A 23,814-nucleotide genomic window follows, 5' to 3' on the forward strand; every position below is an offset into this window, starting at 1 on the left:
GTGTCTGATATCCTGCGCAAGATCGAAGCCTACAAGCGCGACGAGATCGCGGCGGCGAAGGCGCGGGTGCCGCTTGCCGAAATCAGGGCGCGGGCAAAGGATGCCGACGCACCACGCGGCTTTCTCTCGGCCCTTGAAGCCAAACGCAAAACCGGCAGTTTCGCGCTGATCGCCGAGATCAAGAAGGCGAGCCCGTCCAAGGGCCTGATCCGCGCCGATTTCGATCCGCCGGCGCTGGCCACGGCCTATGCCAAAGGTGGGGCTGCCTGCCTCTCGGTGCTGACCGATGCGCCGTCTTTCCAGGGGGCGCCTGAATTCCTCACCGATGCGCGCAGCGCCGTGACATTGCCGGCTTTGCGCAAGGATTTTCTGTTCGAGCCCTATCAGGTGTTCGAGGCCCGTGCGTGGGGCGCGGACGCCATCCTGATCATCATGGCGAGCGTCGATGACGCCGTGGCCAGGGAACTCGAAACGACGGCGTTCGAGCTCGGCATGGATGCGCTGGTCGAGGTGCATGACGAGGCCGAGACGGAACGCGCGCTGAAACTGTGGTCGCGGCTGATCGGCATCAACAACCGCAATCTGCGGACGTTCGAAACCAGCATCGAGACATCGGAGCGGCTCGCGGCGATGGTGCCGGCCGACCGACTGCTGGTCAGCGAGAGCGGTATTTGCTCGCACCAGGACTGCCGCAGGCTGGAACGGAGCGACATTGGCACTTTCCTCGTCGGCGAGAGCCTGATGCGGCAACAGGACGTGGCCACTGCGACGCACCTGCTTTTGACGGGCAAGGCGCCCGCCAATGCATCTGCCCGAAAATCGGAATCGATGTTCGGAGAGCATGATGCATAGATACAAAGCGTCAGAGTGTAGTTTGTGCGTCCAAACGGACGCACGTCGCTCCAGGGTGACCTGACGATGTCGGCCGCCCTCACCCATCTTGGCGCGGAAGGCGAAGCCAATATGGTCGATGTCGGCGACAAGGCGGAGACGACCCGCACGGCAATCGCCGAAGGTCTTGTCTCGATGCGGCCCGAAACGCTGAAAATGATTCTCGACGGCGATGCCAAGAAGGGCGACGTGCTGGGCACGGCGCGCATCGCCGGCATCATGGCGGCCAAGAGGACGCATGAGCTGATCCCGCTCTGCCATCCGCTGCTGTTGACCAAGGTATCGGTAGACATCGAACCTGACGCGACGCTGCCCGGCCTGAAGGTCACGGCGCTGGCCCGCGTCACCGGCAAGACCGGCGTCGAGATGGAAGCGCTGACCGCCGTCTCGGTCGCCTGCCTGACCATCTATGATATGGCCAAGGCGGTCGATCGCGGCATGGCGATCTCCGGCATCAGGCTGGTGGAAAAGACCGGCGGCAAATCCGGCGACTACAAGGCGGATGCCCAGGGGGCAGGCCAATAATGGCGCTGCTTGCGGTCGCCGAGGCGCTCGAGCACCTGCTTGCCGATGCTGCGCCCTTGCAGGCTGAAAGCGTCGCCCTGATGGATGCCGCCGACCGCGTGCTGGCGGAGCCGCTCATGGCGCTCCGCACCCAGCCGCCATTCAACGCGTCGGCCATGGACGGCTATGCCGTGCGGGCCGACGATGTCGCGTCCGTGCCCGCGAGACTTTCGGTGATCGGCATGGCGCCGGCCGGTCGCGGCTTTACCGGAACAGTCGGCCCGGCGCAGGCCGTGCGCATCTTCACCGGCGCGCCGCTTCCCGCAGGCGCCGACACCATCGTCATCCAGGAGAATGTCCGCGACCTCGGTGGCGGCATCGTCGAAGTGACCGCGCCCACGGTTGAAGGCCGCAACATCCGCCGCCTCGGGCTCGATTTCTCGAAGGGCGACATGCTGCTGGAGAAAGGCCGCCTGCTTGATCCGGCGGCATTGTCGCTGGCGGCGTCGGCCAACCACCAGCAGGTCCGCGTAGTGAAACGGCCGCTGGTCGCCATCATCGCCACCGGCGACGAATTGCTGCCGCCGGGCAGCGACCTTGGCCCCGACCAGATCATCTCCTCCAATGCCTATGGTGTCGCCGCCGCGGCCCGCTCGGTCGGCGCCAGCGCACTCGATCTCGGCATCGCCCCCGACCGCAAGGAGGCGATCGCCGCGCTGGTGACAAAAGCCGTCGACGCAGGCGCGGACGTCATCGTCACGCTGGGCGGCGCCTCGGTCGGCGACCATGACCTCGTCCATGACGTGCTGACCGGCGAAGGCATGGCGCTCGATTTCTGGAAAATCGCCATGCGGCCCGGCAAGCCACTGATGTTCGGGCGGCTGGGCGCCATCCGCTGCATCGGCCTGCCCGGCAATCCGGTGGCCAGCCTGGTCTGCACGCAGCTCTTTCTGAAGCCGCTGCTGGCGCGGCTCAGCGGCCGCGCCTTCCGCCAGGACATGCGTCAGGCGCGGCTCGGCGCCGCCATGCCGGCCAACGATCTCAGGCAGGACTATGTACGCGCGGTGGTGAAGGAAGAAGCTGGCACGCTTGAGGCAACGCCGTTCAGTATCCAGGATTCCTCGATGCTCAGAATGCTGGCCGACGCCAACGGACTGGTCGTGCGCGAGCCATTCGCTCCCGCAGCCGCAGCGGGCGCCGCCTGCAGCGTGCTGATGCTACGCTGAACAAAACGTCAACACATTCATTAAACTTTAAATGGTTGCGGAACACAACTGGAACAGATAGTGTTTGTTCTGGGTTTGTTTTTCTGATTCTGTTGGGGGTGGCGATGCTGACACGCAAACAACATGAACTGCTGATGTTCATTCACGAACGGCTGAAGGAAAGCGGCATTCCGCCCTCGTTCGACGAGATGAAGGAAGCGCTCGACCTCGCCTCCAAATCAGGGATCCACCGGCTGATCACGGCGCTGGAGGAACGCGGTTTCATTCGCCGCCTGCCCAACCGCGCCCGCGCGCTGGAGGTGCTGCGCCTGCCCGATTCGATCGCGCCGGGCCTCAATGCGGCGCGCAAATTCTCGCCGAGCGTCATTCAAGGCAGCCTTGGCCAGGGCGGGCTTGGACAGGGCGGCCTCGGACGCCAGATCAAGCCGGCGCCTTCGCGCATGCGTGCTGCCGGCAATGACGACGACGTCGTTGCCACCGTCTCCATACCGGTGATGGGCCGCATCGCTGCCGGTGTGCCGATCGACGCCATCCAGCACCAGACGCATTCGATCTCGGTGCCACCGGACATGATCACCGGCGGCACGCACTACGCGCTGGAGGTCAAGGGTGATTCGATGATCGAGGCCGGCATCTTCGACGGCGACACGGTCATCATCCGCAACGCCGATACCGCCCAGCCTGGCGAGATCATTGTCGCTCTGGTCGACGAGGAGGAAGCGACGCTGAAACGATTCCGCCGCAAAGGTGCCTCGATCGCACTGGAAGCCGCCAATCCGGCCTACGAGACGCGCATCTTCGGGCCGGACCGGGTCAAGGTGCAGGGCAAGCTCGTCGGACTGATCCGGCGTTACTGAAGAGCAGGCTTCTTGGGTTTCTCGGCCCTGCGGTATGGCGGCAGGCCCCTCGCCTCGCGCGAAAATCGCCGCTGCTCATGCCAGGGTCTGTATGGCTGTCTGACGGCAAAACGGATTTCTGCGCGCGTCGTCGCCGATAGCGGATCGAAGAACACGGCGGCACTGCCCATGCGTGCGAGCTGCCGTTTGGTGACGACGAGAACCAGCGGGTTGCGGCAGGGTTTGTAATAGGCTGTGGCATCGTCGATGACGATCAAATCCGCAAAGGCACAGGCCGGCCGCGCGGTTTTGCGGTTGTCGGCGAGCGCGATGAGCGCGCCGGACGGATGCCGGGCCAGGCACAGGCCGGCAGTGCAGGTGAAAGGCGCTCCCGGCGGCAGGTCGGCCGGGTCGGCGATGTCGAACCGCACATCTCCTTTTTCGAATGTCTCCGGCTCGACGATCGTCGTTGAAACCAGCGCATGTTTCCAGTTGTCGGTGGTGAATTCGTTCGAACGCACCCGGTTGACGGCAAGTTCACCGCCGCCGATCGGCATCGCCACCAGGTGCGCATCCTCCGAGATCAGCACGTCGGGGGTGCGCGTCTCGGAAATCGTCAGCAGGCCGGCGAGCGCAAAGGGAAGTGCGGCAAGCCGCAGCCATGTCGTCGCCATCGTGGCGATGACCAGGGCGACCGTCACCAGCAGGACCGATTGCAACGAAATCAGGCCGACTGCATCGACCGGCGAACGCTCCGAGATCCATCCCGAAATTGCGATCATCGCCGTCAGGCCCTTGCCCATCATGTAGAGGAAAGGGCCGTCGAGGCCAAAAGGCATTGCCAAGGCGCTGAGGACGGCCAGGAACATGACGATCGTGACGATCGGCATGACGGCCAGATTGGCGAACAGGCTAAGCGGCGAGACGCGCTGGAAGTGCCAGATGGCGAACAGCGCGGTGGCGCTGCCGGCAATGATGGAGGTCATTGCGATGGTGCCTGCCCCAGCGACAAGTTTGCGCGTGACAAAAGCGACCGGTGACCGTCGCCGTTGCGGCGCCGTGGCCTTGTCGGCACGATAGTCGGACCAACCGGCATAGGCGCCCACGAGAGCCGCAGTCGCGGCGAACGACATCTGGAAGCTTGCGCCGACCACCTCATGCGGCGACACGACGATGACGACGATGGCCGAAATCGCCAGGTTGCGCATGGTGAGTGCCGCCCGGTCGAACAGCACGGCGACAAGCATTACCGCCAGCATGATGAAGCTGCGTTCAGCCGCGACCACGATACCGGAAAAGATCAGATAGGCAGCGATGGAGACGAGTGCGGCAGCAGCCGCATATTTCTTGACCGGCCGGCGCGACGAAAAGTCGGGAAACAGCGCAAAGGCGCCGCGCAGCAATCCCATGACGGTGCCGGCGACAAGCGCCATGTGCAGGCCGGAAATGGAGATGATGTGGTAGATGCCGGTGCGCCGCATCGATTCGTTTATCTCTTCGGGGATGCCGGCACGCACGCCGACGATCAGCGCAGCGGCAATCTCCCCCTCGGCACCACCGATGCTGTCCCTGATGTGGTCGGCTATGGTTTCGCGCGCCTTCTCGATCGACGAAGAAAGGCGTGCGGTTAACGGTGCATCTTCGGAGACGACGATCTTTGGACTGCCGAGGAAAAAGCCACTGGCACCGATACCGGCGAAATAGCTGTCGAAGGAGAAATCAAAGCTGTCCGGTCTGACCGGGCCAGTCGGAGGCAGAAGCCTCACATAGCCGGTTGCCACCGAGCCTGCGGTCATCTCAGCGGGAATCTTGCGTGCCGATACCCTGACACGTTCGGGTGCATAACGCAGTGTCGGCCGGGCGGTCGACATCACGTCGATGGTCAGCCTGATCCGGCCGTTCGCCATCTGGTCGAGCCTGACGACACGGCCGGTCAGCCGGGTCTGAATTTCCGAACCGAGCATCTTCGTTCCGGCGCGCCAGGTTTCCACCTTGGCGGCGAGCACACCAAGCGCGCACAGCAACGCTGCCATGAAGCACAGATGCGTTTTGCGGCGTGAGCGCGTGACGGCCGCACACAATGCCGTGAGGACCACGACGGAGATGGGCTGGGCAAAGTCCGGTTCGACGGCAAGCGAAAAATAGACGATCACCCCGCATGCCAGAAAAACCGGCACCAGCAGGAAGGCGACGCCGCGGTCGAGTTCCAGGCCGGCTGCCGAGGCCACCTTGTTGCGGACACCGGATGGTGAAAGATGGCTGAGCTGTCGGCGAAAACGAATGACAGGGCCGGGTGCTGGAGCCGGTATCGGCGCCGAGCGATCCGGCGAAAGAGGCTGGATGCCCGGCGGCGACGCAGGCAGCGAAACGGGTAGCGGCTCAGCGTGAGGAACGTCGGCGAACAGCGATCGTTCGCTGACGCTTGCGTTCGCGCCCTCGCTCTCGTCCACGCCGCGGCCTGGTCCAGCCATAGGGTTCGCCCCTTGCGCCCTTGACCTCCTATGCTACATGAACGCGCAACGCGCGAAAGTCCGCGCAGCCACATCCGTTTCCTGCGCTTGCCCCGAGAGTTCCATGCCCGACAAGGTCGTCACCCGTTTTGCCCCTTCGCCCACCGGATTCCTGCATATTGGCGGCGCGCGCACGGCGCTGTTCAACTGGCTGTATGCGAAACACACCGGCGGCAGGATGCTGCTGCGCATCGAGGACACCGATCGCGAGCGTTCGACCGATGCGGCAACCGCTGCCATCCTCGATGGGCTCTCCTGGCTCGGCCTCACCTGGGACGGCGAGCCGGTATCGCAGTTCGAGCGCGCGCCGCGCCACCGCGCGGTCGCCGAGGAGCTGGTGCGCCTCGGCAAAGCCTATTACTGCTATGCGGCGCCGGCTGAGCTGGAGGCAATGCGCGAGAGTGCGCGGGCCAAGGGCTTGCCTCCCCGCTATGACGGCCGCTGGCGCGACCGCGACCCGTCAGAGGCGCCGGTTGGCGCCAGGGGCGCGATCCGCATCAAGGCGCCGGCCGAAGGCGAGACGGTGGTGCATGACCGCGTGCAGGGCGAAGTCCGCTTCCCCAACAAGGACCTCGACGATTTCATCATCCTGCGCTCGGACGGCAATCCGACCTATATGCATGCCGTCGTCGTCGACGACCACGACATGGGCATCACCAACATCATCCGCGGCGACGACCATCTGACCAATGCCGCCCGCCAGATGGTGATCTATCGAGCCTTGGGCTGGGAGGTGCCGTCAATGGCGCATATCCCGCTGATCCATGGCGCCGACGGCGCCAAGCTGTCGAAGCGGCACGGCGCCCTCGGCGTCGAAGCCTATCGCGCCATGGGCTATCTGCCCGAGGCACTGCTCAACTACCTGGCGCGGCTCGGCTGGAGCCACGGCGACGACGAGGTCATGTCGATCGCCGACATGATTGCGTGGTTCGACATCGGCGATGTCAACAAGGGGGCCGCCCGCTTCGACTTCGCCAAGCTCGAGGCGCTGAACGGCGTGCATATGCGGCGCATGAACGACGCCGAATTGCTCGATATCTTCATCAACACCTTGCCCTATCTCGAAGGCGGCCCGGCGATCGCAGCGCGCCTCGACGACACACGCAAGGCGCAGTTGCTGGCCGCCCTGCCCGGCTTGAAGGAGCGCGCCAAGACGCTGGTCGAGCTGGTTGACGGTGCCGCCTTCCTGTTTGCCGAGCGGCCGCTGCCGATCGACGAGAAGGCGGCGGCGCTGCTCGGCGGTGAGGCGCGCGAGATCCTGCGGGGCGCGCATGCGGCGCTGAAGGCGATTTCAGGGGATTGGACGGCCGCAGCGGCGGAAGCGGCGATCCGCCAATATGCGCTTGCCGGCGGTCGTAAGCTTGGCGCTGTGGCCCAACCTTTGCGCGCCGCGCTCACCGGCAAAAGCACCTCGCCCGGCGTGTTCGACGTGCTTGCCGTGCTTGGCCGCGAGGAAAGCCTGGCGCGCGTCGCGGATCAAATCGATTAGCAAAACTGGCCCAAGAAGATTGGCATTGAAAGGTGGGTTTCGCAGTGCAACATTAGGTCTTGGCCCAATTTGGCACGCAAATCCAATTGCGGGCGCAAACGCGCGAACTCCGATACTTTCGACGTGTTGCGTTGCAGAAATTTTGCCTTTGCCGACATGAGAAAACAAAAAGGAGTTTGCAATGTCCGAAGCTGCGACAAAAATGGAATTTGGCGGCAAAACCCACGCGTCGACCGCGAAACTTGAATTCGGCGGCAAAACTCACGAACTCAAGGTGCGAAGCGGCTCGGTCGGACCTGACGTCATCGATATCGGCGCGCTTTACAGCACCACCGGGGCCTTCACCTACGATCCCGGCTTCACCTCGACGGCAAGTTGCGAGTCGGAAATCACCTTCATCGATGGCGATGCCGGCATCCTTTTGCATCGCGGTTATCCGATCGACCAGTTGGCCGAGCACGGCGACTTCCTCGAAGTCTGTTATCTCCTGCTCTACGGCGAACTGCCGACCAAGGCGCAGAAGGACGATTTCGACTACCGGGTGACGCGCCACACCATGGTGCACGAGCAGATGTCGCGCTTCTTCACCGGCTTTCGCCGCGACGCCCACCCGATGGCGGTGATGTGCGGCGTGGTCGGTGCGCTGTCAGCTTTCTATCACGATTCCACCGACATCTCGGACCCCTACCAGCGCATGGTCGCATCGATGCGGCTGATCGCCAAGATGCCGACGATCGCGGCGATGGCCTACAAATACCACATCGGCCAGCCCTTCATTTACCCGAAGAACGAGCTGAATTTCGCGGCCAACTTCCTGCATATGTGCTTTGCCGTGCCGTGCGAGGAATACAAGATCAACCCGGTGCTGGCGCGTGCGATGGAGCGCATCTTCATCCTGCACGCCGATCACGAGCAGAACGCCTCGACCTCGACCGTTCGCCTCGCCGGCTCGTCGGGCGCCAATCCGTTCGCCTGCATCGCCGCCGGCATCGCCTGCCTGTGGGGACCGGCCCATGGCGGTGCCAACGAGGCAGCCTTGAACATGCTGGGCGAGATCGGCCAAGTCGACCACATCCCGGATTTCATCGCCCGCGCCAAGGATAAGAACGATCCGTTCCGATTGATGGGCTTTGGCCATCGCGTCTACAAAAACTACGATCCGCGCGCCAAGATCATGCAGAAGACCGCACATGAGGTTTTGGGCGAACTCGGCATCAAGGACGATCCGCTGCTCGACATCGCCATGGAACTGGAAAGGATTGCCCTGACCGATTCCTATTTCATCGAGAAGAAGCTATATCCGAACGTCGATTTCTATTCCGGCATCACGCTGAAGGCGCTGGGCTTCCCCACCACCATGTTCACCGTACTGTTCGCAGTCGCCCGCACCGTCGGCTGGATCGCGCAGTGGAAAGAGATGATCGAGGATCCGCACCAGAAGATCGGCCGCCCGCGCCAGCTCTATACAGGTGCGCCGGAACGGGATTATGTGCCGATTGCTAAACGGTGAATAGTGAATAGTGAATAGTGAATAGTGAAGCAGGGTCTCTTTGTGGCCTATGGTCAAGCACGATTTTGACCATTCACTATTCACCACTTCACCATTCACCGCTTGATACACTTCATCACGACCCCCGCAGCGATGTCGCCCGAAGGTCCGTCGACAGCCATGCGTCTGGCCACCTCGGCAAAACCGTCCTTCTGCCATGCGCGATAGGGGGTGTCGGAAAACAGCGCCTCCAACTGCCGCGCCAGGTAGTGCGGTCGCACATATTCGTTGTAGCTTTCCGGCACGATCGGGCGGTCGGCGATGAGATTGGGCAAGGAGGCGCTCCATACGGTGATCAGGCGTTGGGCCATCCGCATGACCGGATCGAGCCGGTAGCAGGAGATCATCGGCACACCCGACAGCGCCAGTTCCAGCGACACCGTTCCCGATGCGATCAGCGCTGCATCGGCCTTGCCGAAGGCCTGCCATTTGCGCTCGGGATCAAGGATGATCTCCGGCTTCTCGTCCCAGCTTGCCACCGAAGCCCTGATCAGGTCGGCGACATGCGGCACGGTCGGCAACAGCAGGCGCAAGCGGTGTCCGCGCGCACGCAGGATCGAGATCGTCTTGCCGAACGGGCCGGCCAGCCGTCGCACCTCGCCGCGACGCGAGCCAGGCAGCACAAGCAGTGTCTTCACACGATCGTCGGACAGGTCGCGCGGCAGGCTTTGCGCCTTGGCGGCGCCGAGCACGCCTGGATCGTGGGTAAGGCGATGGCCGACATAGGTGCCGGTCGGACCGCCGAGGCGGGCGAGTTCCCTCACTTCGAAAGGCAGGATGCAGAGGATGTGGTCGACATACGGTTTCATCGCCACCGCCCTGCCCGGCCGCCATGCCCAGACGCTCGGGCAGACATAGTGGACGATCGGGATTGCCGGATCGGCGGCACGCACCTTTTTCGCCACGCGCAGCGAAAAATCCGGGCTGTCGATGGTGATCAGGCAGTCGGGCTTTTCATTGGCGACCGCACCGGCCGTCTGGCTGATCCGTCGCATCAGGCGCGGCAGATCGCGCAGGATGGCGCTCAATCCCATCAGCGCGATCTCGCCGCCGTCGAACAGCGGCGTGAGGCCGAGCGCCTGCAAATGCCGGCCGCCGATGCCGACGAGCCGGACCTCGCGGCCGGTCACGCGCTTGAGCGCCTCTACGATGTCGGCGCCAAGCAGATCGCCGGATTCCTCGCCGGCGACGATGGCGATCTTCAGCGGTCGCTCAGTCGCCATGCACCGGCTCCGCAGCAGGCAGGCCGATCACGAACAGGCCGAGCGCGTTGGCGCGAGCGACGGCTGTCGGGCCTTCGAGAACCAGCGAGCGGCCGGCTTCGACGGCAATGCCGGCAAGTCCGGCGGCATGCGCCGCCTCGATCGTCTGCGGGCCGATGGAGGGCAGATCGGCGCGCAACTCCTGGCCAGGCTTGGCGCATTTGACCAGGACGCCGCGCGTTCTGCCGGCCAGCCTGCCATGGCCGCGCAACTGCCGTGTTCGATCGAGCAATCCGTCGGTGCCCTCGATGCCTTCCAGCGCGATGGCGCGGCCGCCGATCGCAACAGCCGCCTGGCCGATATCCAGCGCGCCGATGGCCATTGCCGCTGCGTGGGCCGCTTTGATGTCGCGCCAGTCGGATTTCCGCGGCGCTGCCTTGGTCAGCGCGCCTTCGGCGGCGACCAGTTCCGGCACGATCTCATGAGCGCCGACCACCTTGATGCCGCTGCGCTCGACCCTTCGCACGAACAGTTTCAGCACGGTGTCGTCGCCTTGGGTTACACCGACAAGAAGGCTGGGCACCCAGGCGAGCAGGCCGAGATTGAGGCGCATGGCGCTCAGTCTGGGGCGCCGTGTGATATGGCCCGCTGTCACCAGATGGGTAACATGACTATTTTTGAGCGTCGGCAGCAGAGAGCCGACATCCTCCAGCCTCAACGTCGCCTGCTCATAGGCGTCGAAGTCGGATATGCGGTCGACCTCGCCCGCCACTATTACCACGAAGGGAGACTTGCCTTGCACAGCAAGCGCCCTGGCGACTTCGACCGGTAAACTGCCGCCGCCAGCTATGATGCCGATTTTGGCGTCTGGCGCGAGATCAAGGCCCGTTCGGGTGCCCTCAATCTTCGTCATCGGCATCGTCGCCGCCACCGGCCTTGAGCGACGGGACGGCATAGTGCCGCTTACCGCGACTGGCGATGAAATCGATGATCTTCATGGCGGTCGGTGACGAGGCGAATTCCGCCTTGGCGAACTCGATGTTTTCGCCGACGGTTCGGGAGCGATCGAAGATCGTCTTGTAGGCCTTGCGCAGCGTGTGGATCTCGGAGCGCGGCAGGCCGGCGCGCTTCAGGCCGATGATGTTGAGGCCGCGAAGGCTGGCGCGATTGCCGACGGCGATGGCGTAGGGAATGACATCGCCGACGAATGCCGAGCAACCGCCGAGAAAGGCGTTGTCGCCGACGCGGACAAACTGATGAACTGCGCTGAGACCACCGATATAGACGTTGTCGCCGATCTCGCAATGGCCGCCCAACGTCGCCTGATTGGCGAAGGTGGCGTTCTTGCCGACGATGCAATCATGCGCGATGTGGGCATAGGCAAGGAAGTTGCCGTTGTCACCGATCGTCGTCTCGCCGCGGCTGGAATCGGTGCCGACGTGCATGGTCACGCCTTCGCGGATCGTGCAGTTCTCACCGATGACCAGCGTGGTGCGGCCGCCCTTGTGCTTGTTGTTTTGCGGCGGCGCGCCCAGTGTCGCCATCGGATAGACTTTGGTCGACGCACCGATGGTGGTCGCGCCGATCACCGAGACGTGGCTGACCAGTTCGACGCGGTCGCCGAGCACCGCGTCGGCGCTGATGTGGCAGAATGGCCCGATGCGGACGCCTTCGCCGATTTTTGCGCCGGCCTCGATGACCGACGATGGATGGATGACTGTCTGGATTTTCATAAGCATTCGATCGTCAGTCGCTCGTGACCATCATCGCCGATATCTCGGCTTCCGCGGCCTTGACGCCGTCGACGAGAGCCTCGCAGGCGAATTTGAGAAGGTTGCCGCGTTTCTTGATTTTCTTCACATGGATCTTCAACTGGTCGCCGGGAACGACCGGTTTACGGAATTTGGCATTGTCGATGGTCAGGAAATAGACCAGCGACGGTTTTTCGGTGCCTAGGCTGCGGATGCAGATGGCGCCGGCCGTCTGCGCCATCGCCTCGACGATCAGCACGCCGGGCATGACCGGCTGATCCGGGAAATGACCTTGGAAATGCGGCTCGTTTATGGTCACGTTCTTGATGCCGGTGGCGGACTCGTCGCCATCGATATCGATGATGCGGTCGATCATCAGGAACGGATAGCGATGCGGCAGGAGCTTCATCAGCCCCAATATGTCGACCGCCTCGAGCGTTGTCGCCGCAACCATCTCAGCTCTTCCCTCCGTCGCCCGATTTGCGCGCCCTGGCCAGTCTTCGCAGAGCCGCGATCTCCCGCATGGCTTCCGCCATCGGCTGCGCCGGGTACCCTCCCCAAATCTCGCCCGCGGGGACGTTGCTCATGAACCCGCTTCTTGCAGCAAGCTTGGCCCCTGTCCCTACCGTCAGATGATCCGCAAGACCGACACCGCCACCCATGGTGACGTTGTCGCCCACCGTTACGGAACCGGAAATACCCGAAAGGCCGGCGATTATGCAATTGCGGCCGATGCGGACGTTATGAGCGATCTGGACCAGATTGTCGATCTTGGTGCCTTGACCGATAATCGTGTCGGACATGGCGCCGCGATCGACGGTGGTATTGGAGCCGATCTCGACGTCGTCCTGGATGACGACCCGGCCGATTTGCGGCACACGCTCCGGACCCTTGGCGCCGGCCACGAAGCCAAAACCGTCCTGGCCGATGCGGGCGCCGCCATGAATGATGACGCGGTTGCCGATCAGCGCGTACTGGATGCTGGCGCCTGGGCCGACATAGCCGTCGCGGCCGAACTGGCAGGAGGGACCGATAACGGCATGAGGAGCAATGACGGTTCCGCTGCCGATAGAAGCGCGAGGGCCGATGATCGCGCCGGCCTCGACGATCGCGCCGACCTCGACGCGCGCCGATGGATCGATATGGGCATGCGGCGAGATACCGGTTTCGCCCGTCATCGGTGCCGGTGTCGCAGCCGCCGGGAAAAGCAGGCGGCCGACCATTGCGAAAGCCTGTTGCGGGCGCGGATGGATCAGAACCGCGATACCCGCCGGCGCTTTGCCGGCAAATTCGGCGGGGCATAGAACCGCCGCTGCTCGCAGCGATTGCATCAGCGCGAAGTTGCGTCTGCCATCGACAAAGACAAGCGCGTGCTCGCCGCCTTCGCTTGCGGGCGCCAAGGCTTCGATCGATCTATCGGAGAGGTCGGAATCGACAAGCACCGAGCCGGTCAGATTCGCGACTTCGCCAGCCGTATACCGGCGTGATGGCGCGAAGAACACCGGATCGGTCATTCCAGAAGCTATATCCAGCTAGCGCATGACCCCGAAAATCGGAATCGATTTTCGGAAAGGATAATGCGCAAAATCAAAGTCCTGCAGCATCCTATGCGCGTCCAGGAGGATGCGCGGCGCCGTAGTGTCGAATTACTCTCTTCCGGACCGCTACGGCCCGGAAGTATCGTTGCCCGCCGATCAGAAGCGGGACGATATGCCGAAGTTGAATTCCTGCACGTCGTCGGTGTCCTCCTCGAGGACCGGGATCGCATAGTCGATGCGGATCGGACCAAAGGGCGACGCCCACATCAGGCCGACGCCGACAGAGGCACGCCACTGCATGTCGACCGTCGATTGATCGACCAGTGAAGCATCGATCTTGCTGCCATAGAGCGTCGCCGCATCGGCGAACACCGCGCCGCGCAGGCCGAAGCTTTCCGGAATGACCGGCATTGGGAACTGGGCTTCCGCCGAGGCATTGAAATAGGTGGTGCCACCGAGATGGTCGCCGGCGTCTTCACTGTCGACCGGGCCGATACCGCCGTAAGCGAAGCCACGGATCATGCGGTCGTTGCTCTGGAAATGATCGAAGATGCGCAGGTCGCCATCGCCGCCGTAGCCTTGGATATGGCCAGCCCCGCCGGAAATCACCGCCACCAGATCAAGCTGCTCGGACAATGTCTGGTAGACGCTGCCACGCGTTGTCACCTTGACGAATTTGGCGTCGCCACCGAGTCCGGCGAATTCCGTGGCGACATTGGCGAAGATGCCTTCATGCGGGTTCTTCATGTCGTCGATGGTGTTGTAGACCAGGCCGAGACTGACCGACGACTTGAGCCACGGGCTTTCCGCGATGCCGTCCAGGATAGCCGTAGAAATGTTGCATTTGAGGGGGTCGTAGTCGCCGTCGGTCTCGCAGTCTTCGTCGAGCTCGTACTTCTCCTGGGAGATATTGTACGCCAGCTGCGTCGAGATGTCGTCGGTGATCGGCAGGCCGAAGCGCACTGTCGCGCCTAGCGTCTCGCTCTTGTAGTCGTCGCGTTCCCTGGTCCGGTTGAAGACATCGAAACCGGCGGCAATGCGCCGCCCGAGGAAATAGGGCTCGGTGAAGGAGAAGCTGTAGTCGCGCGAATTCTTGCCGCCGCCCGCCGAGAGCTTGATGAACTGGCCGCGTCCGAGGAAGTTGCGTTCGCTGATCGATCCTTCGACGGTCGGGCCTTCGGTGTCGCCACCGCTCGAATAGCCGGCGCCGACGGAGAACTCGCCGGTCGACTTCTCGACCACGTCAACCACCAGCACCACCTGGTCCGGCTCAGAACCGGGCACGGTCGAAACCTCGACTTTCTCAAAAAAATCGAGTGCTTCCAGCCGTTTCTTCGCGCGCTGAATGAGAACCTGGTTGAAGGCATCGCCCTCACTCACGTCGAATTCTCGGCGAATGACATAGTCGCGTGTCCGGTCGTTGCCGCGAATCTCGATGCGCTCGACATAGGCCTTGGTGCCCTGGTCGATCGTATAGACCACTGAAATGGTGTGGTTCTCGAAATTGCGGTCGCCGCGCGGCGTCACCTGGGCGAAGGGATAGCCGGAACCGGCGACCCTCTCGGTCAATGCAATGATCGTGTCTTCGACGTTCTCGGCGTTGTAGACATCGCCCTTGTGGGTTTCGACCACCGACTGCAGCGATGCGCCGTCGACCTCGGGAATCGTGCTCTCGACGCTGATGTCGCCGAAGGTGTAGCGCTCGCCCTCCTGCACGGTGATGGTCACTGTGTATTTATTGGTGGTTTCGTCGAGCTCGCCGACCGCGGAAATCACCTGGAAGTCGGCATAGCCGTGATTGTAATAAAAACGGCGCAGCAACTCCTGGTCGGCGTTGAGCTTGTCTTCGTCATAGACGTCGTCGCGCAGCACGTACGAAAGGATGGTCGAGCGCTTGGTCGAAATGACATCGGACAGGCGACGGCTCGAATAGGCGCTGTTGCCGACGAAATTGATCGCGGCGATCTGCGTGCGGCCGCCTTCGTTGATGTTGAACACCACGTTCACGCGGTTGTCGCCGAGATCCATGATCTGGGTGGTCACGGCGGCGTCGTCGCGGCCGATACGCCCGTAGGCAGCCTTGACCGCCTCGACATCGGCATCGAGCGCCTGCTGCGAGAACGTTCCACGCGGCTTCAACTGGACCGCGGCCGCCAGCGCGTTGTCCTTGAGCTTCTTGTTGCCCTGGAACAGCACCTGGTTCACGACCTGATATTCGGAAACCTTGATGACCAGCGTCGAACCGACCTGGTTGATCTGGACGTCCGAGAACAGCCCGGTGCCGAACAGCGCCTTGACCGCCTCATCGATATCGGCGCTGGAAAACGGCCTGCCGGGCTTGATCGTGACGTAGTTGCGGATCGTCTCGGCGTCGACACGCTGATTGCCGCTGACTTCAACTCTTGAAACAACAGCGGCCTCGGCCGCCGATGTGGCAACGAACTGCAGTGCGAGCGCACCTGGTACGACCAGGGCGGCGGACAGGGCCACCGCGGACGCGGCGCTCAGAAACTTGGATGCTGCCTTCATCGGGCTTTTGTACCTTTTCTCGAAGTCCCCACGGCGAGAAAACCGGACGTGCGGTAATTTCCCCTACCGTATTAACCGGATTTTCCCTACACGCAAGGCTCCTGGTTAATTTGTATTTACTTAACCCAATTGCGTGGCTTTCGCGTCACGCATATCCCCACGCATGGTAAACGGCGTCTCAACATTGGCTGTGCTGAAGCCAAATTTCTTCATGATTTCAGCATCCAAACAGGTCGTTCCAGAAAACGAACCCCATGAAGCCCAAGACGAGAAGCAGGCCAGCCCTGTACCCCAACTCCATCATCCGTTCCGACACCGGTCGCCGAATGATGGCCTCCACGCCGTAGAACAGGAGATGGCCGCCGTCGAGCGGAGGAATCGGCAAAAGGTTCAGAATACCGATCCCGACCGACAGCAGCGCGACAAGTTGCACAAGCCAGTCGAAGCCGAGTTTTGCCGCCTGCCCCGACATCTTTGCGATCTTGATTGGGCCGCCCAGCTGGCATTTGTCTTCGCGACCGACAACGAAACGCTGCAGGAACTGACCGGTGCGCTGAATGATGTATCCGGTCTCCTCGACCGCCGCCCCTACCGCTCCGACCGGGTTATAGGTGATCAGCCTGGGCTGGCCGAATTCCTGGTTGTTGACGACGCCGATCACCGCCACCTTGACCTTGTTGCCCAGCCCGTCTTGCTGCTCCATCAATTCCGGCGTCGCCGTAACGGTGATCTCCTTGCCGTCGCGCAGCATGACGAAGGTGATGGGGTCGCCACCGCGGCCCGAGACCCGGCGCTGGACGTCGGCGAAGGTCTGGACCTTGCTGCCGTCGACGCTGACGAAGCGGTCTCCGGGCAGGATGCCGGCCCTGGCCGCTGGGCTGCCCGCGGTGACTTCAGCCACCATTGGCTCCAACACGGGCCGGCCATAGGCGGAAAACAGCACCGCGAAGACGGCGATCGTCAGCAGAAAATTGAACAGCGGGCCAGCCACCACAGTTGCCGCGCGCTTCCAGACCGGCTGCGTGTGAAAAGCGATCTTGCGTTCGGCAGCCGTCAGCGTTTCGATCTCCTCCGAACTGGGCTGGCTCGAGGTGGCATTCATGTCGCCGACGAATTTGACGTAGCCGCCGAGTGGAATGGCGCAGAGCTTCCAGCGCGTGCCATGGCTGTCATTAAAGCCGAAGAGTTCCGGGCCGAAGCCGATCGAAAAGACCTTCACGCCGATGCCGCACCAGCGACCGACGAGATAATGGCCCATCTCGTGAACGAACACGACGACGGTCAGCACGAACAGGAAAGGCACCAGCGTGCCGAGGACAAAGCCCTCCGTGCTGAAAACCGCGTGAAGAATCTCGTTCAATTCATGTCCTCAAAATTCGTCCGCAGCACGGTGGTACCGCGACTGTGGCATCAATCCAGGCGAATCCATGGCGCATCCTGCGCAGGTCAAGAAACCAGGCCCCCGAACCAATGCCGATAAAGAGCCAATGCCGATCAAGCTGGAAACAGCCCCTGTGCCGGATGGTCGGCGGTCGCCGAAATCCAGCCGATGACGTACAGGGCGAAAGCCGCCGCGACAAGCCCGTCGACCCGGTCCATGACGCCACCATGGCCCGGTATCAGCGTGCCCGAATCCTTGCGGTTGTGGCGCCGCTTCACCCATGATTCGAAAAGGTCGCCGGCCTGGGAGACGAGCGAAAGCACCAGCGCGACGACGCCGAGCACTGCGAGATTGCCGGCTCCGGCCGCAGCGGCCAGAAGCAGCCCGGCAACCACGCCGCCGACGGCGCCGCCGAGCGCACCGCTCTGCGTCTTGCCGGGCGAGATCGATGGCGCCAGCTTCGGCCCGCCGACAGCGCGACCGACGAAATAAGCTGCTATGTCGGTCGCCCAAACCACCGCGAACAGGAAGAGAATGGCGACGAGGCCGGAATGGTCGCCGTCACGCAAAAGAGCAAGTGACAGTCCGGAAATGGCGGCATAGGCAAGGCCGGACGCGTCCCACTGTCCCGTTTGATGTATCGAAGTCTGGTGCATCGAAGCCACGACCACGGTGACAACGACCATCACCGCCACAAGAAGCAGCAGCCAGGACGCCGGCAGGCCGGCGACCAAGGCGCCGACGAAAACCAGAAGCAGCGCTTCCGGCAAAAGACCAAGACCCGTGGCGGCGACCGGGCGGCACATTCGCGTCCATTCGTAGAAGATCAGGATCGTCATGGCGGCGCAAAGCAGCCGGAAGGGCAGTCCGCCGAGCCAGGTCAGGCCGAGCGTGACGACCGCAAGCACGACGGCAGAAATAACGCGAAGCTGGAGGTTGCTCATCCCTTGGCTGTCACGGCGACGCCTTCAGCGCCAAGCCCGCCGAAACGGCGCTCGCGACCGGCAAAGTCGCGCAATGCGTCAGCCAAATGCTCGCGGCTGAAATCGGGCCAGTAGCAAGGCAGGAAGACAAGTTCGCTGTAAGCCGCTTGCCACAGAAGGAAATTCGACAGCCTGAGCTCACCGCTGGTGCGGATGACCAGTTCCGGATCCGGAATACCCTGGGTGTCGAGAGAGCCGGCAAAGGATTCGGCCGTGATCGCCTCGCTGTCGAGCTCGCCGCGCGCCACCGCCGCGGCAAGCTTGCGCGCGGTGCGCACGATCTCGTCGCGTCCGCCATAGTTGAAAGCGATGACCAGGGTCAGCGCTTCGTTGCGGACGGTCAGCGTTTCGGCCTCTTCAAGCAGGCTCCTGATGTCAGGCTGCAGCCCTGCCCTGTCGCCGATGATCCTGACCCGCACGCCATTTTGGTGCAGTTCGGCGAGGTCGCGGCGGATGAAGATTTTCAACAGGCCCATCAGGTCGCTGACTTCGGACTTCGGCCGCGACCAGTTTTCCGACGAGAAGGCGTAGACGGTGAGGAACGAGATGCCAAGGCCAGGAGCGGCGCGCACCGTGTTGCGCAGCGCCTCAACGCCGGCACGATGCCCAGCAAGCCGTGGCAAGCCACGCGCCTTGGCCCAGCGTCCGTTTCCGTCCATGATGATTGCGACATGCGCGGGGCTTGTCATGTTCTCGCTTTCGAGCCAGCAGTGGCCAGACCCTAAACCTGCATGATTTCAGCTTCCTTATCGGAAAGCAGATGGTCGATGGTGCCGATCATCTCGTCGGTGAGCTTCTGGACCTGGTCGGACCGCTTGCGATGATCGTCCTCGCTGATATCGCCGTCCTTTTCCGCCTTTTTGAGGAATTCCATGCCGTCCCGGCGCACGTGGCGCACGGCGATGCGGGCATTCTCGGCATAACCATGCGAGATCTTGACCAGCTCCTTGCGGCGCTGTTCGTTGAGCTCGGGCAGCGGAATCCTGAGATTGGTGCCGTCGACGATCGGATTGAAGCCGAGATTGGATTCACGGATGGCGCGATCGACCGCACCGACCATCGACTTGTCCCAGACCGAAACCGAAATCATGCGCGGCTCCGGCACCGACACGTTTGCCACCTGGTTGATCGGCATGGTGGTGCCGTAGGCCTGCACCTGGATCGCGTCGAGCAGGTTGCTCGACGCGCGGCCGGTCCGCAGCGAAGCCAGATCGTGCTTGAACGCAGCGATCGCCCCGTCCATGCGCCGTTTGAGATCATCGTATTCGCCACTCATCATCGTCTCCTCGACCCGTTAGCCGGGTTCACTTCAGGGTAACCCGTATTCAAGCCTCGATCCGAAAACCGGTTCCCGTTTTTCGCCTACGGAAAACCTTCGGTTCGGCATCGGGCTCCCGATCAGTCGTCCGTGACGACCGTGCAACGTCCGCCGCCCCTCAGAATATCACCGAAACCACCCTTCTCGTGGATCGAATAGACGATTATCGGGATGTTGTTTTCGCGCGCAAGTGCAATCGCGGCCGTATCCATGATCGAAAGACCGCGTTTTATGACTTCGCCATGGCTGATGCGCTCGAAGCGGGTCGCATGCGGGTCCTTCTTGGGATCGGCGGAATAGACGCCATCGACCTGGGTGCCCTTGAACAGCGCGTCGGCGCCGATTTCCGCCGCGCGCAGCGCCGCGGCCGAATCGGTGGTGAAGAACGGATTGCCGGTGCCGCCGGCAAAGATGACGACCTTGCCCTGGTTCATGTAGGCGGTCGCCTGGCGCTGCGAAAAGCTCTCGCAAAGCTCAGGCATGGCGATTGCAGACAACACCACAGCGTCGACCCCGATTTTGTTCAGCGAGGTGCGCAGCGCCAGCGAGTTGATGACGGTGGCGAGCATGCCCATATGGTCGCCGGTGACGCGATCGCCGCCCTTGGAGGCAACGGCCACGCCGCGAAAGATGTTGCCGCCGCCAATGACGACCCCAACCTCGATGCCAAGGGTGCGGGCCTCGGCGATGTCGGCGGCGATGCGATCGACCACCGACACGTCGATGCCGAAATGCTGCTCACCCATCAACGCTTCGCCCGACGCTTTCAGCAAGACACGTCGGTAGAGGGGCTTCACCGTCATCTGGTCCTCATCATTATGCGTGTGACGCGCCCGGGGCGGCTTCCCCGCTCAGGCGCTGCCCCGAAACATTGGCGTTCCGATACACGAAGGGCGCTGCGATGTCACGCGGCGCCGGAACCGGCAAACGCTCTTCCAGCCATTGGCTTACACCGGAAAATGCAACTTGTGCATGCAGAATCTTGCATGAGCAGATCCGGGCATGAGCAGATAGCCAGCCGGCCTGTCGCCGACGCCTGGCCTTCATCGATACCGCGCAAGAAATCGGCCGGGCATCCTCGCGGACAACCGGCCGTAAAGTCTTTCAGAAAGATAGAGTGCGTTTTACTTCTTGACCGCCGCCGCGACTTCCGCCGCAAAATCGGTCTCGTCCTTCTCGATGCCCTCGCCGAGCGCGAAGCGCAGATAGGCAGTGATCTTGGCCGGTGCGCCGATTTCCTTCTCGGCATCCTGCAGCGCCTTCTCGACGGTGATGTCGGGATTGAGCACGAAAGCCTGCTTGAGCAGCACGACCTCTTCGTAGAACTTGCGCAGGCGGCCCTCGACCATCTTCTCGATAATCGCTTCCGGCTTGCCGGACTGGCGCGCCTGGTCGGCGAAGATCGCCTTCTCGCGCTCGACCGCCGCCGGGTCGAGTTCTTCCGCGGTCAGCGCCATCGGGTTGGTGGCGGCGACATGCATGGCGACCTGACGCGCAAAGGCGTTGGCGGCCTGCGCGTTGCCTGACGTCTCGATGGCGACCAGCACGCCGAGCTTGCCAAGGCCGTCGGCAACCGCATTGTGGACGTAGGTTGCGACGGCGCCCTGCTCGACGGTGAGCTTGGCCGAACGGCGGAAGCCAAGATTCTCGCCAATGGTGCCGACAGCGTCCTTGATGGTGTCGGCAACCGACTTGTCGGAACCCGGATACGGGGCTGCTGCGACGGCCTCGGTCTTGCCGCCATAGGCGAGCGCCACCTTGGCGACGTTGGCGACGATCTCCTGGAAGGCAGCGTTGCGGGCAACAAAGTCGGTCTCGGAATTGACCTCGACGACCGCCGCCTCACGCACGCCGGAATCGACGCCGATGAGGCCTTCGGCCGCGGTACGGCCGGCCTTCTTGTCGGCCTTGGAGATGCCCTTCTTGCGCAGCCAGTCGACGGCCTCTTCCATGTTGCCGTTGGTCTCGTTCAACGCCATCTTGCAGTCCATCATGCCCGCGCCGGTCAAGTCGCGGAGTTCTTTGACCTGTGCAGCCGAAATGCTCATTGTCGCCTCTTTGTTTAAAATGCACCGACGCACCACCGGTCCTCGATGATGCGCCTGGCGCCAGCGCTCAGCGCGCCAAAATATGAGAAAGATGAAGGCCGAAACCGGCCTTCGCTGTTACGCTTCCGGTGTCTGGGCGGCCGGTGTCTCGGCGGCCGGCGTCGGCTCGAGTGCCGGCTCGATCGGAGCCTCGGCCAAAGCGCCGACGTCGACGCCAAGCGCGCCCTGCTGGCGAGCAATGCCGTCGATTGCAGCCTTGGCGATCAGATCACAATAGAGCTGGATGGCGCGGGCCGCGTCGTCATTGCCCGGAATCGGGAAATCGATCTTGTCCGGGTCGCAGTTGGAATCGATGATGGCGACGACCGGGATGCCGAGACGCTTGGCCTCGAGGATGGCGATCGCTTCCTTGTTGGTGTCGATCACGAACATCAGGTCTGGCGTCGAGCCCATGTCCTTGATGCCGCCCAGCGCCTTGTCGAGCTTCTCGCGCTCGCGGTCGAGGTTGAGGCGCTCCTTCTTGGTGAGCCCCTGGGCCTCGCCAGCCAGCATCTCGTCAAGCTTACGCAGGCGCTGGATGGAGTTCGAGATCGTCTTCCAGTTGGTCATCATGCCGCCGAGCCAGCGGGAGTTGACATAGTACTGGGCCGAGCGCTGTGCGGCGTCGGCGACGATGTCGGACGCCTGGCGCTTGGTGCCGACGAACAGCACGCGGCCACCCTTGGCGACGGTGTCCGAAACCTGCTTCAGCGCCTGGTGCAGCAGCGGCACCGTCTGCGAGAGGTCGATGATGTGGATGTTGTTGCGGGCGCCATAGATATAGGGCGCCATCTTCGGGTTCCAGCGGTGGGTCTGGTGGCCGAAGTGAATGCCAGCTTCCAAAAGCTGGCGCATGCTGAAATCAGGCAGAGCCATTGTTATGTCCTTTTCCGGTTAGCCTCCACGGACACAGGCATTTCTGGACTTTGTCCTCGAACGCCACCGGAGGTTTCAGCCGGATTTCTCCCGGGCAGACACCAAAGTCCGTGTGTGGAATGAGCGCGCATATAGAGGGGATGCGCGGCAAACGCAAGCGCTGCGGTGTCTTGCGGCTCAGCGTGCGGCGATCAGCGCACCGGTGCCGATCATGGCGCCGCCGGCAAACCTGTTCATCAAGCGCATCCGCCTTGGCGTCTTGAACCAGCCCGAAGCCTGCCCGGCAAGCACCGCATAGACGCCCATAGTGATAATGTTGACGCCGACCACGACCGTAACCACGAGCAGCCCCTCAGCGAAGTTCATTGCATTGAGATCGAGGATCAACGGCATGATGGAGGCGTGGAACAGGATCGCCTTGGGATTGCCCAATGCGATGGAGATGCCGAGGTAAAACGATCGAGACAGTCTTGCCTGCGTAACCTCCAGTCCATTCGATCGCGCGGAAGCCGATCTCCACATCCTGACGCCAAGAAACATCAGATAGGCTGCACCCGCATATTTCAGGATGAGAAAAACCCATTCGAAGGTCTGTGCCAGTGCCACCAGACCGAGCAGCGCCAAAGTCACCAGCACCGCGTCGCCGGCGGCGATACCGAGGCCAGCCAGGAACGCGCGAACGAACCCGCGCGAAACGCCGTTGGCAATGACCGTGAATACCGCCGGGCCAGGCGTGGCGGCGGCAAATGTGATCGCAGCGCAGTAAGCCAGAAATGCCGTCAACGTCATGGTCGTATCTTCCCCTTCGGCACCCGGACCCGCCGGAAAACAGCAACGATCTCCTCGCGGCTGCATTCGACGGCGCCTAGCCGCACCGCGCGGTCGCGCTCGAAGCCGGTTATGTCATAATGCGGCGCCGATGTCTTCGGCGGCGCCTGATAGGACGAGCGCTTGACGCCGAGCTGTGCCGCAAAACGATGCAGCTCGTCGGTGTCGTCGGCCAGCAGGTGACACCAGCGGTGGCCGACCCATTTCCAGATCGCCGCGTCGACATAGACCGCCATGAGGCTTGCCGCACTCCTTCATCTTGCGCCGACCAGCGGAGCCGCAGCTCACCCGCAGCCGAAATCCAACGTCAGCGATG

General features: G+C 62.8%; 22 protein-coding genes. 6 read left to right on the forward strand and 16 right to left on the reverse strand.

What is annotated here, in order from left to right:
• From trpC to lexA, 4 genes are all read left to right on the forward strand, one after another.
• Nucleotides 1-852 (forward strand): indole-3-glycerol phosphate synthase TrpC, encoded by an 852-nt coding sequence (trpC, locus tag AC0L3H_RS08270; RefSeq protein WP_473585130.1) that lies wholly within the window; start codon nucleotides 1-3, stop codon nucleotides 850-852.
• Between the two features lie 66 nt (nucleotides 853-918).
• Nucleotides 919-1,416, forward strand: a complete 498-nt coding sequence (gene moaC, locus AC0L3H_RS08275) for a cyclic pyranopterin monophosphate synthase MoaC (RefSeq protein ID WP_473585131.1) — start codon at nucleotides 919-921, stop codon at nucleotides 1,414-1,416.
• The gene (locus AC0L3H_RS08280; protein WP_473585132.1) at nucleotides 1,416-2,621 is read left to right on the forward strand and encodes a molybdopterin molybdotransferase MoeA; all 1,206 of its coding nucleotides are present in this window, start codon (nucleotides 1,416-1,418) and stop codon (nucleotides 2,619-2,621) included. The genes moaC and AC0L3H_RS08280 overlap by 1 nt, the downstream gene beginning before the upstream one ends.
• A 104-nt stretch (nucleotides 2,622-2,725) precedes the next feature.
• On the forward strand, nucleotides 2,726-3,478 hold the full coding sequence (gene lexA, locus AC0L3H_RS08285; RefSeq protein WP_027151887.1) for a transcriptional repressor LexA: 753 nt from the start codon (nucleotides 2,726-2,728) through the stop codon (nucleotides 3,476-3,478).
• Here the strand turns inward: lexA and AC0L3H_RS08290 are convergent.
• Nucleotides 3,472-5,928, reverse strand: a complete 2,457-nt coding sequence (locus AC0L3H_RS08290; protein WP_473585133.1) for a ComEC/Rec2 family competence protein — start codon at nucleotides 5,926-5,928, stop codon at nucleotides 3,472-3,474. The genes lexA and AC0L3H_RS08290 overlap by 7 nt on opposite strands.
• A 103-nt stretch (nucleotides 5,929-6,031) precedes the next feature.
• On the opposite strand from AC0L3H_RS08290, the gene gltX reads away from it, so the two are divergent.
• Together gltX and gltA are read left to right on the forward strand one after the other, a co-directional pair.
• The gene (gene gltX / locus AC0L3H_RS08295; RefSeq protein WP_473585134.1) at nucleotides 6,032-7,456 is read left to right on the forward strand and encodes a glutamate--tRNA ligase; all 1,425 of its coding nucleotides are present in this window, start codon (nucleotides 6,032-6,034) and stop codon (nucleotides 7,454-7,456) included.
• 181 nt (nucleotides 7,457-7,637) lie between these two features.
• Complete coding sequence (gene gltA, locus AC0L3H_RS08300) at nucleotides 7,638-8,966, forward strand: citrate synthase (RefSeq protein WP_473585135.1); 1,329 nt, start codon at nucleotides 7,638-7,640, stop codon at nucleotides 8,964-8,966.
• A gap of 95 nt (nucleotides 8,967-9,061) precedes the next feature.
• Here gltA and lpxB read toward each other — a convergent pair whose 3' ends face one another.
• The 15 genes from lpxB to AC0L3H_RS08375 all read right to left on the reverse strand — a co-directional run bounded on the left by lpxB (nucleotide 9,062) and on the right by AC0L3H_RS08375 (nucleotide 23,734).
• On the reverse strand, nucleotides 9,062-10,228 hold the full coding sequence (gene lpxB, locus AC0L3H_RS08305) for a lipid-A-disaccharide synthase (protein ID WP_473585136.1): 1,167 nt from the start codon (nucleotides 10,226-10,228) through the stop codon (nucleotides 9,062-9,064).
• Entirely contained in the window at nucleotides 10,218-11,120 is a 903-nt protein-coding gene (locus AC0L3H_RS08310) for an LpxI family protein (RefSeq protein WP_473585137.1), read from the reverse strand. Before AC0L3H_RS08310 ends, lpxB begins: the two co-directional genes overlap by 11 nt.
• Complete coding sequence (lpxA, locus tag AC0L3H_RS08315; RefSeq protein ID WP_473490197.1) at nucleotides 11,107-11,940, reverse strand: acyl-ACP--UDP-N-acetylglucosamine O-acyltransferase; 834 nt, start codon at nucleotides 11,938-11,940, stop codon at nucleotides 11,107-11,109. The genes AC0L3H_RS08310 and lpxA overlap by 14 nt, the downstream gene beginning before the upstream one ends.
• Before the next feature lie 13 nt (nucleotides 11,941-11,953).
• A complete protein-coding gene (gene fabZ / locus AC0L3H_RS08320; RefSeq protein ID WP_292484378.1) occupies nucleotides 11,954-12,412 on the reverse strand; it encodes a 3-hydroxyacyl-ACP dehydratase FabZ in 459 nt (152 codons plus the stop codon).
• A 1-nt stretch (nucleotide 12,413) separates the two neighbouring features.
• Nucleotides 12,414-13,472 (reverse strand): UDP-3-O-(3-hydroxymyristoyl)glucosamine N-acyltransferase, encoded by a 1,059-nt coding sequence (gene lpxD / locus AC0L3H_RS08325; protein ID WP_287222067.1) that lies wholly within the window; start codon nucleotides 13,470-13,472, stop codon nucleotides 12,414-12,416.
• A gap of 180 nt (nucleotides 13,473-13,652) precedes the next feature.
• On the reverse strand, nucleotides 13,653-16,025 hold the full coding sequence (gene bamA / locus AC0L3H_RS08330) for an outer membrane protein assembly factor BamA (RefSeq protein WP_473585138.1): 2,373 nt from the start codon (nucleotides 16,023-16,025) through the stop codon (nucleotides 13,653-13,655).
• A 217-nt stretch (nucleotides 16,026-16,242) separates the two neighbouring features.
• Nucleotides 16,243-17,385 (reverse strand): RIP metalloprotease RseP, encoded by a 1,143-nt coding sequence (rseP, locus tag AC0L3H_RS08335; protein ID WP_473490199.1) that lies wholly within the window; start codon nucleotides 17,383-17,385, stop codon nucleotides 16,243-16,245.
• A 134-nt stretch (nucleotides 17,386-17,519) separates the two neighbouring features.
• A complete protein-coding gene (locus tag AC0L3H_RS08340) occupies nucleotides 17,520-18,350 on the reverse strand; it encodes a phosphatidate cytidylyltransferase (RefSeq protein WP_473585139.1) in 831 nt (276 codons plus the stop codon).
• The gene (locus AC0L3H_RS08345) at nucleotides 18,347-19,078 is read right to left on the reverse strand and encodes an isoprenyl transferase (protein ID WP_236374111.1); all 732 of its coding nucleotides are present in this window, start codon (nucleotides 19,076-19,078) and stop codon (nucleotides 18,347-18,349) included. Before AC0L3H_RS08345 ends, AC0L3H_RS08340 begins: the two co-directional genes overlap by 4 nt.
• Before the next feature lie 32 nt (nucleotides 19,079-19,110).
• Nucleotides 19,111-19,665, reverse strand: a complete 555-nt coding sequence (gene frr / locus AC0L3H_RS08350; protein ID WP_077384157.1) for a ribosome recycling factor — start codon at nucleotides 19,663-19,665, stop codon at nucleotides 19,111-19,113.
• A 122-nt stretch (nucleotides 19,666-19,787) separates the two neighbouring features.
• Nucleotides 19,788-20,510 (reverse strand): UMP kinase, encoded by a 723-nt coding sequence (pyrH, locus tag AC0L3H_RS08355; RefSeq protein ID WP_023801221.1) that lies wholly within the window; start codon nucleotides 20,508-20,510, stop codon nucleotides 19,788-19,790.
• A 321-nt stretch (nucleotides 20,511-20,831) separates the two neighbouring features.
• Nucleotides 20,832-21,755: a translation elongation factor Ts gene (gene tsf, locus AC0L3H_RS08360; RefSeq protein WP_023801220.1), complete on the reverse strand. Its 924-nt coding sequence runs from the start codon at nucleotides 21,753-21,755 to the stop codon at nucleotides 20,832-20,834.
• Nucleotides 21,756-21,872: 117 nt separating this feature from the next.
• On the reverse strand, nucleotides 21,873-22,670 hold the full coding sequence (gene rpsB / locus AC0L3H_RS08365) for a 30S ribosomal protein S2 (protein ID WP_027151898.1): 798 nt from the start codon (nucleotides 22,668-22,670) through the stop codon (nucleotides 21,873-21,875).
• Nucleotides 22,671-22,847: 177 nt separating this feature from the next.
• Nucleotides 22,848-23,459 carry a LysE family translocator gene (locus tag AC0L3H_RS08370; RefSeq protein ID WP_473585140.1) on the reverse strand — a complete coding sequence of 204 codons (612 nt, stop codon included), beginning with the start codon at nucleotides 23,457-23,459 and terminating at the stop codon, nucleotides 22,848-22,850.
• Nucleotides 23,456-23,734: a DUF4031 domain-containing protein gene (locus AC0L3H_RS08375; RefSeq protein WP_473585141.1), complete on the reverse strand. Its 279-nt coding sequence runs from the start codon at nucleotides 23,732-23,734 to the stop codon at nucleotides 23,456-23,458. The genes AC0L3H_RS08370 and AC0L3H_RS08375 overlap by 4 nt, the downstream gene beginning before the upstream one ends.
• Between the last annotated feature and the right edge of the window lie 80 nt (nucleotides 23,735-23,814).

The sequence above is a fragment of the Mesorhizobium sp. WSM4816 genome (genome assembly GCF_055811535.1).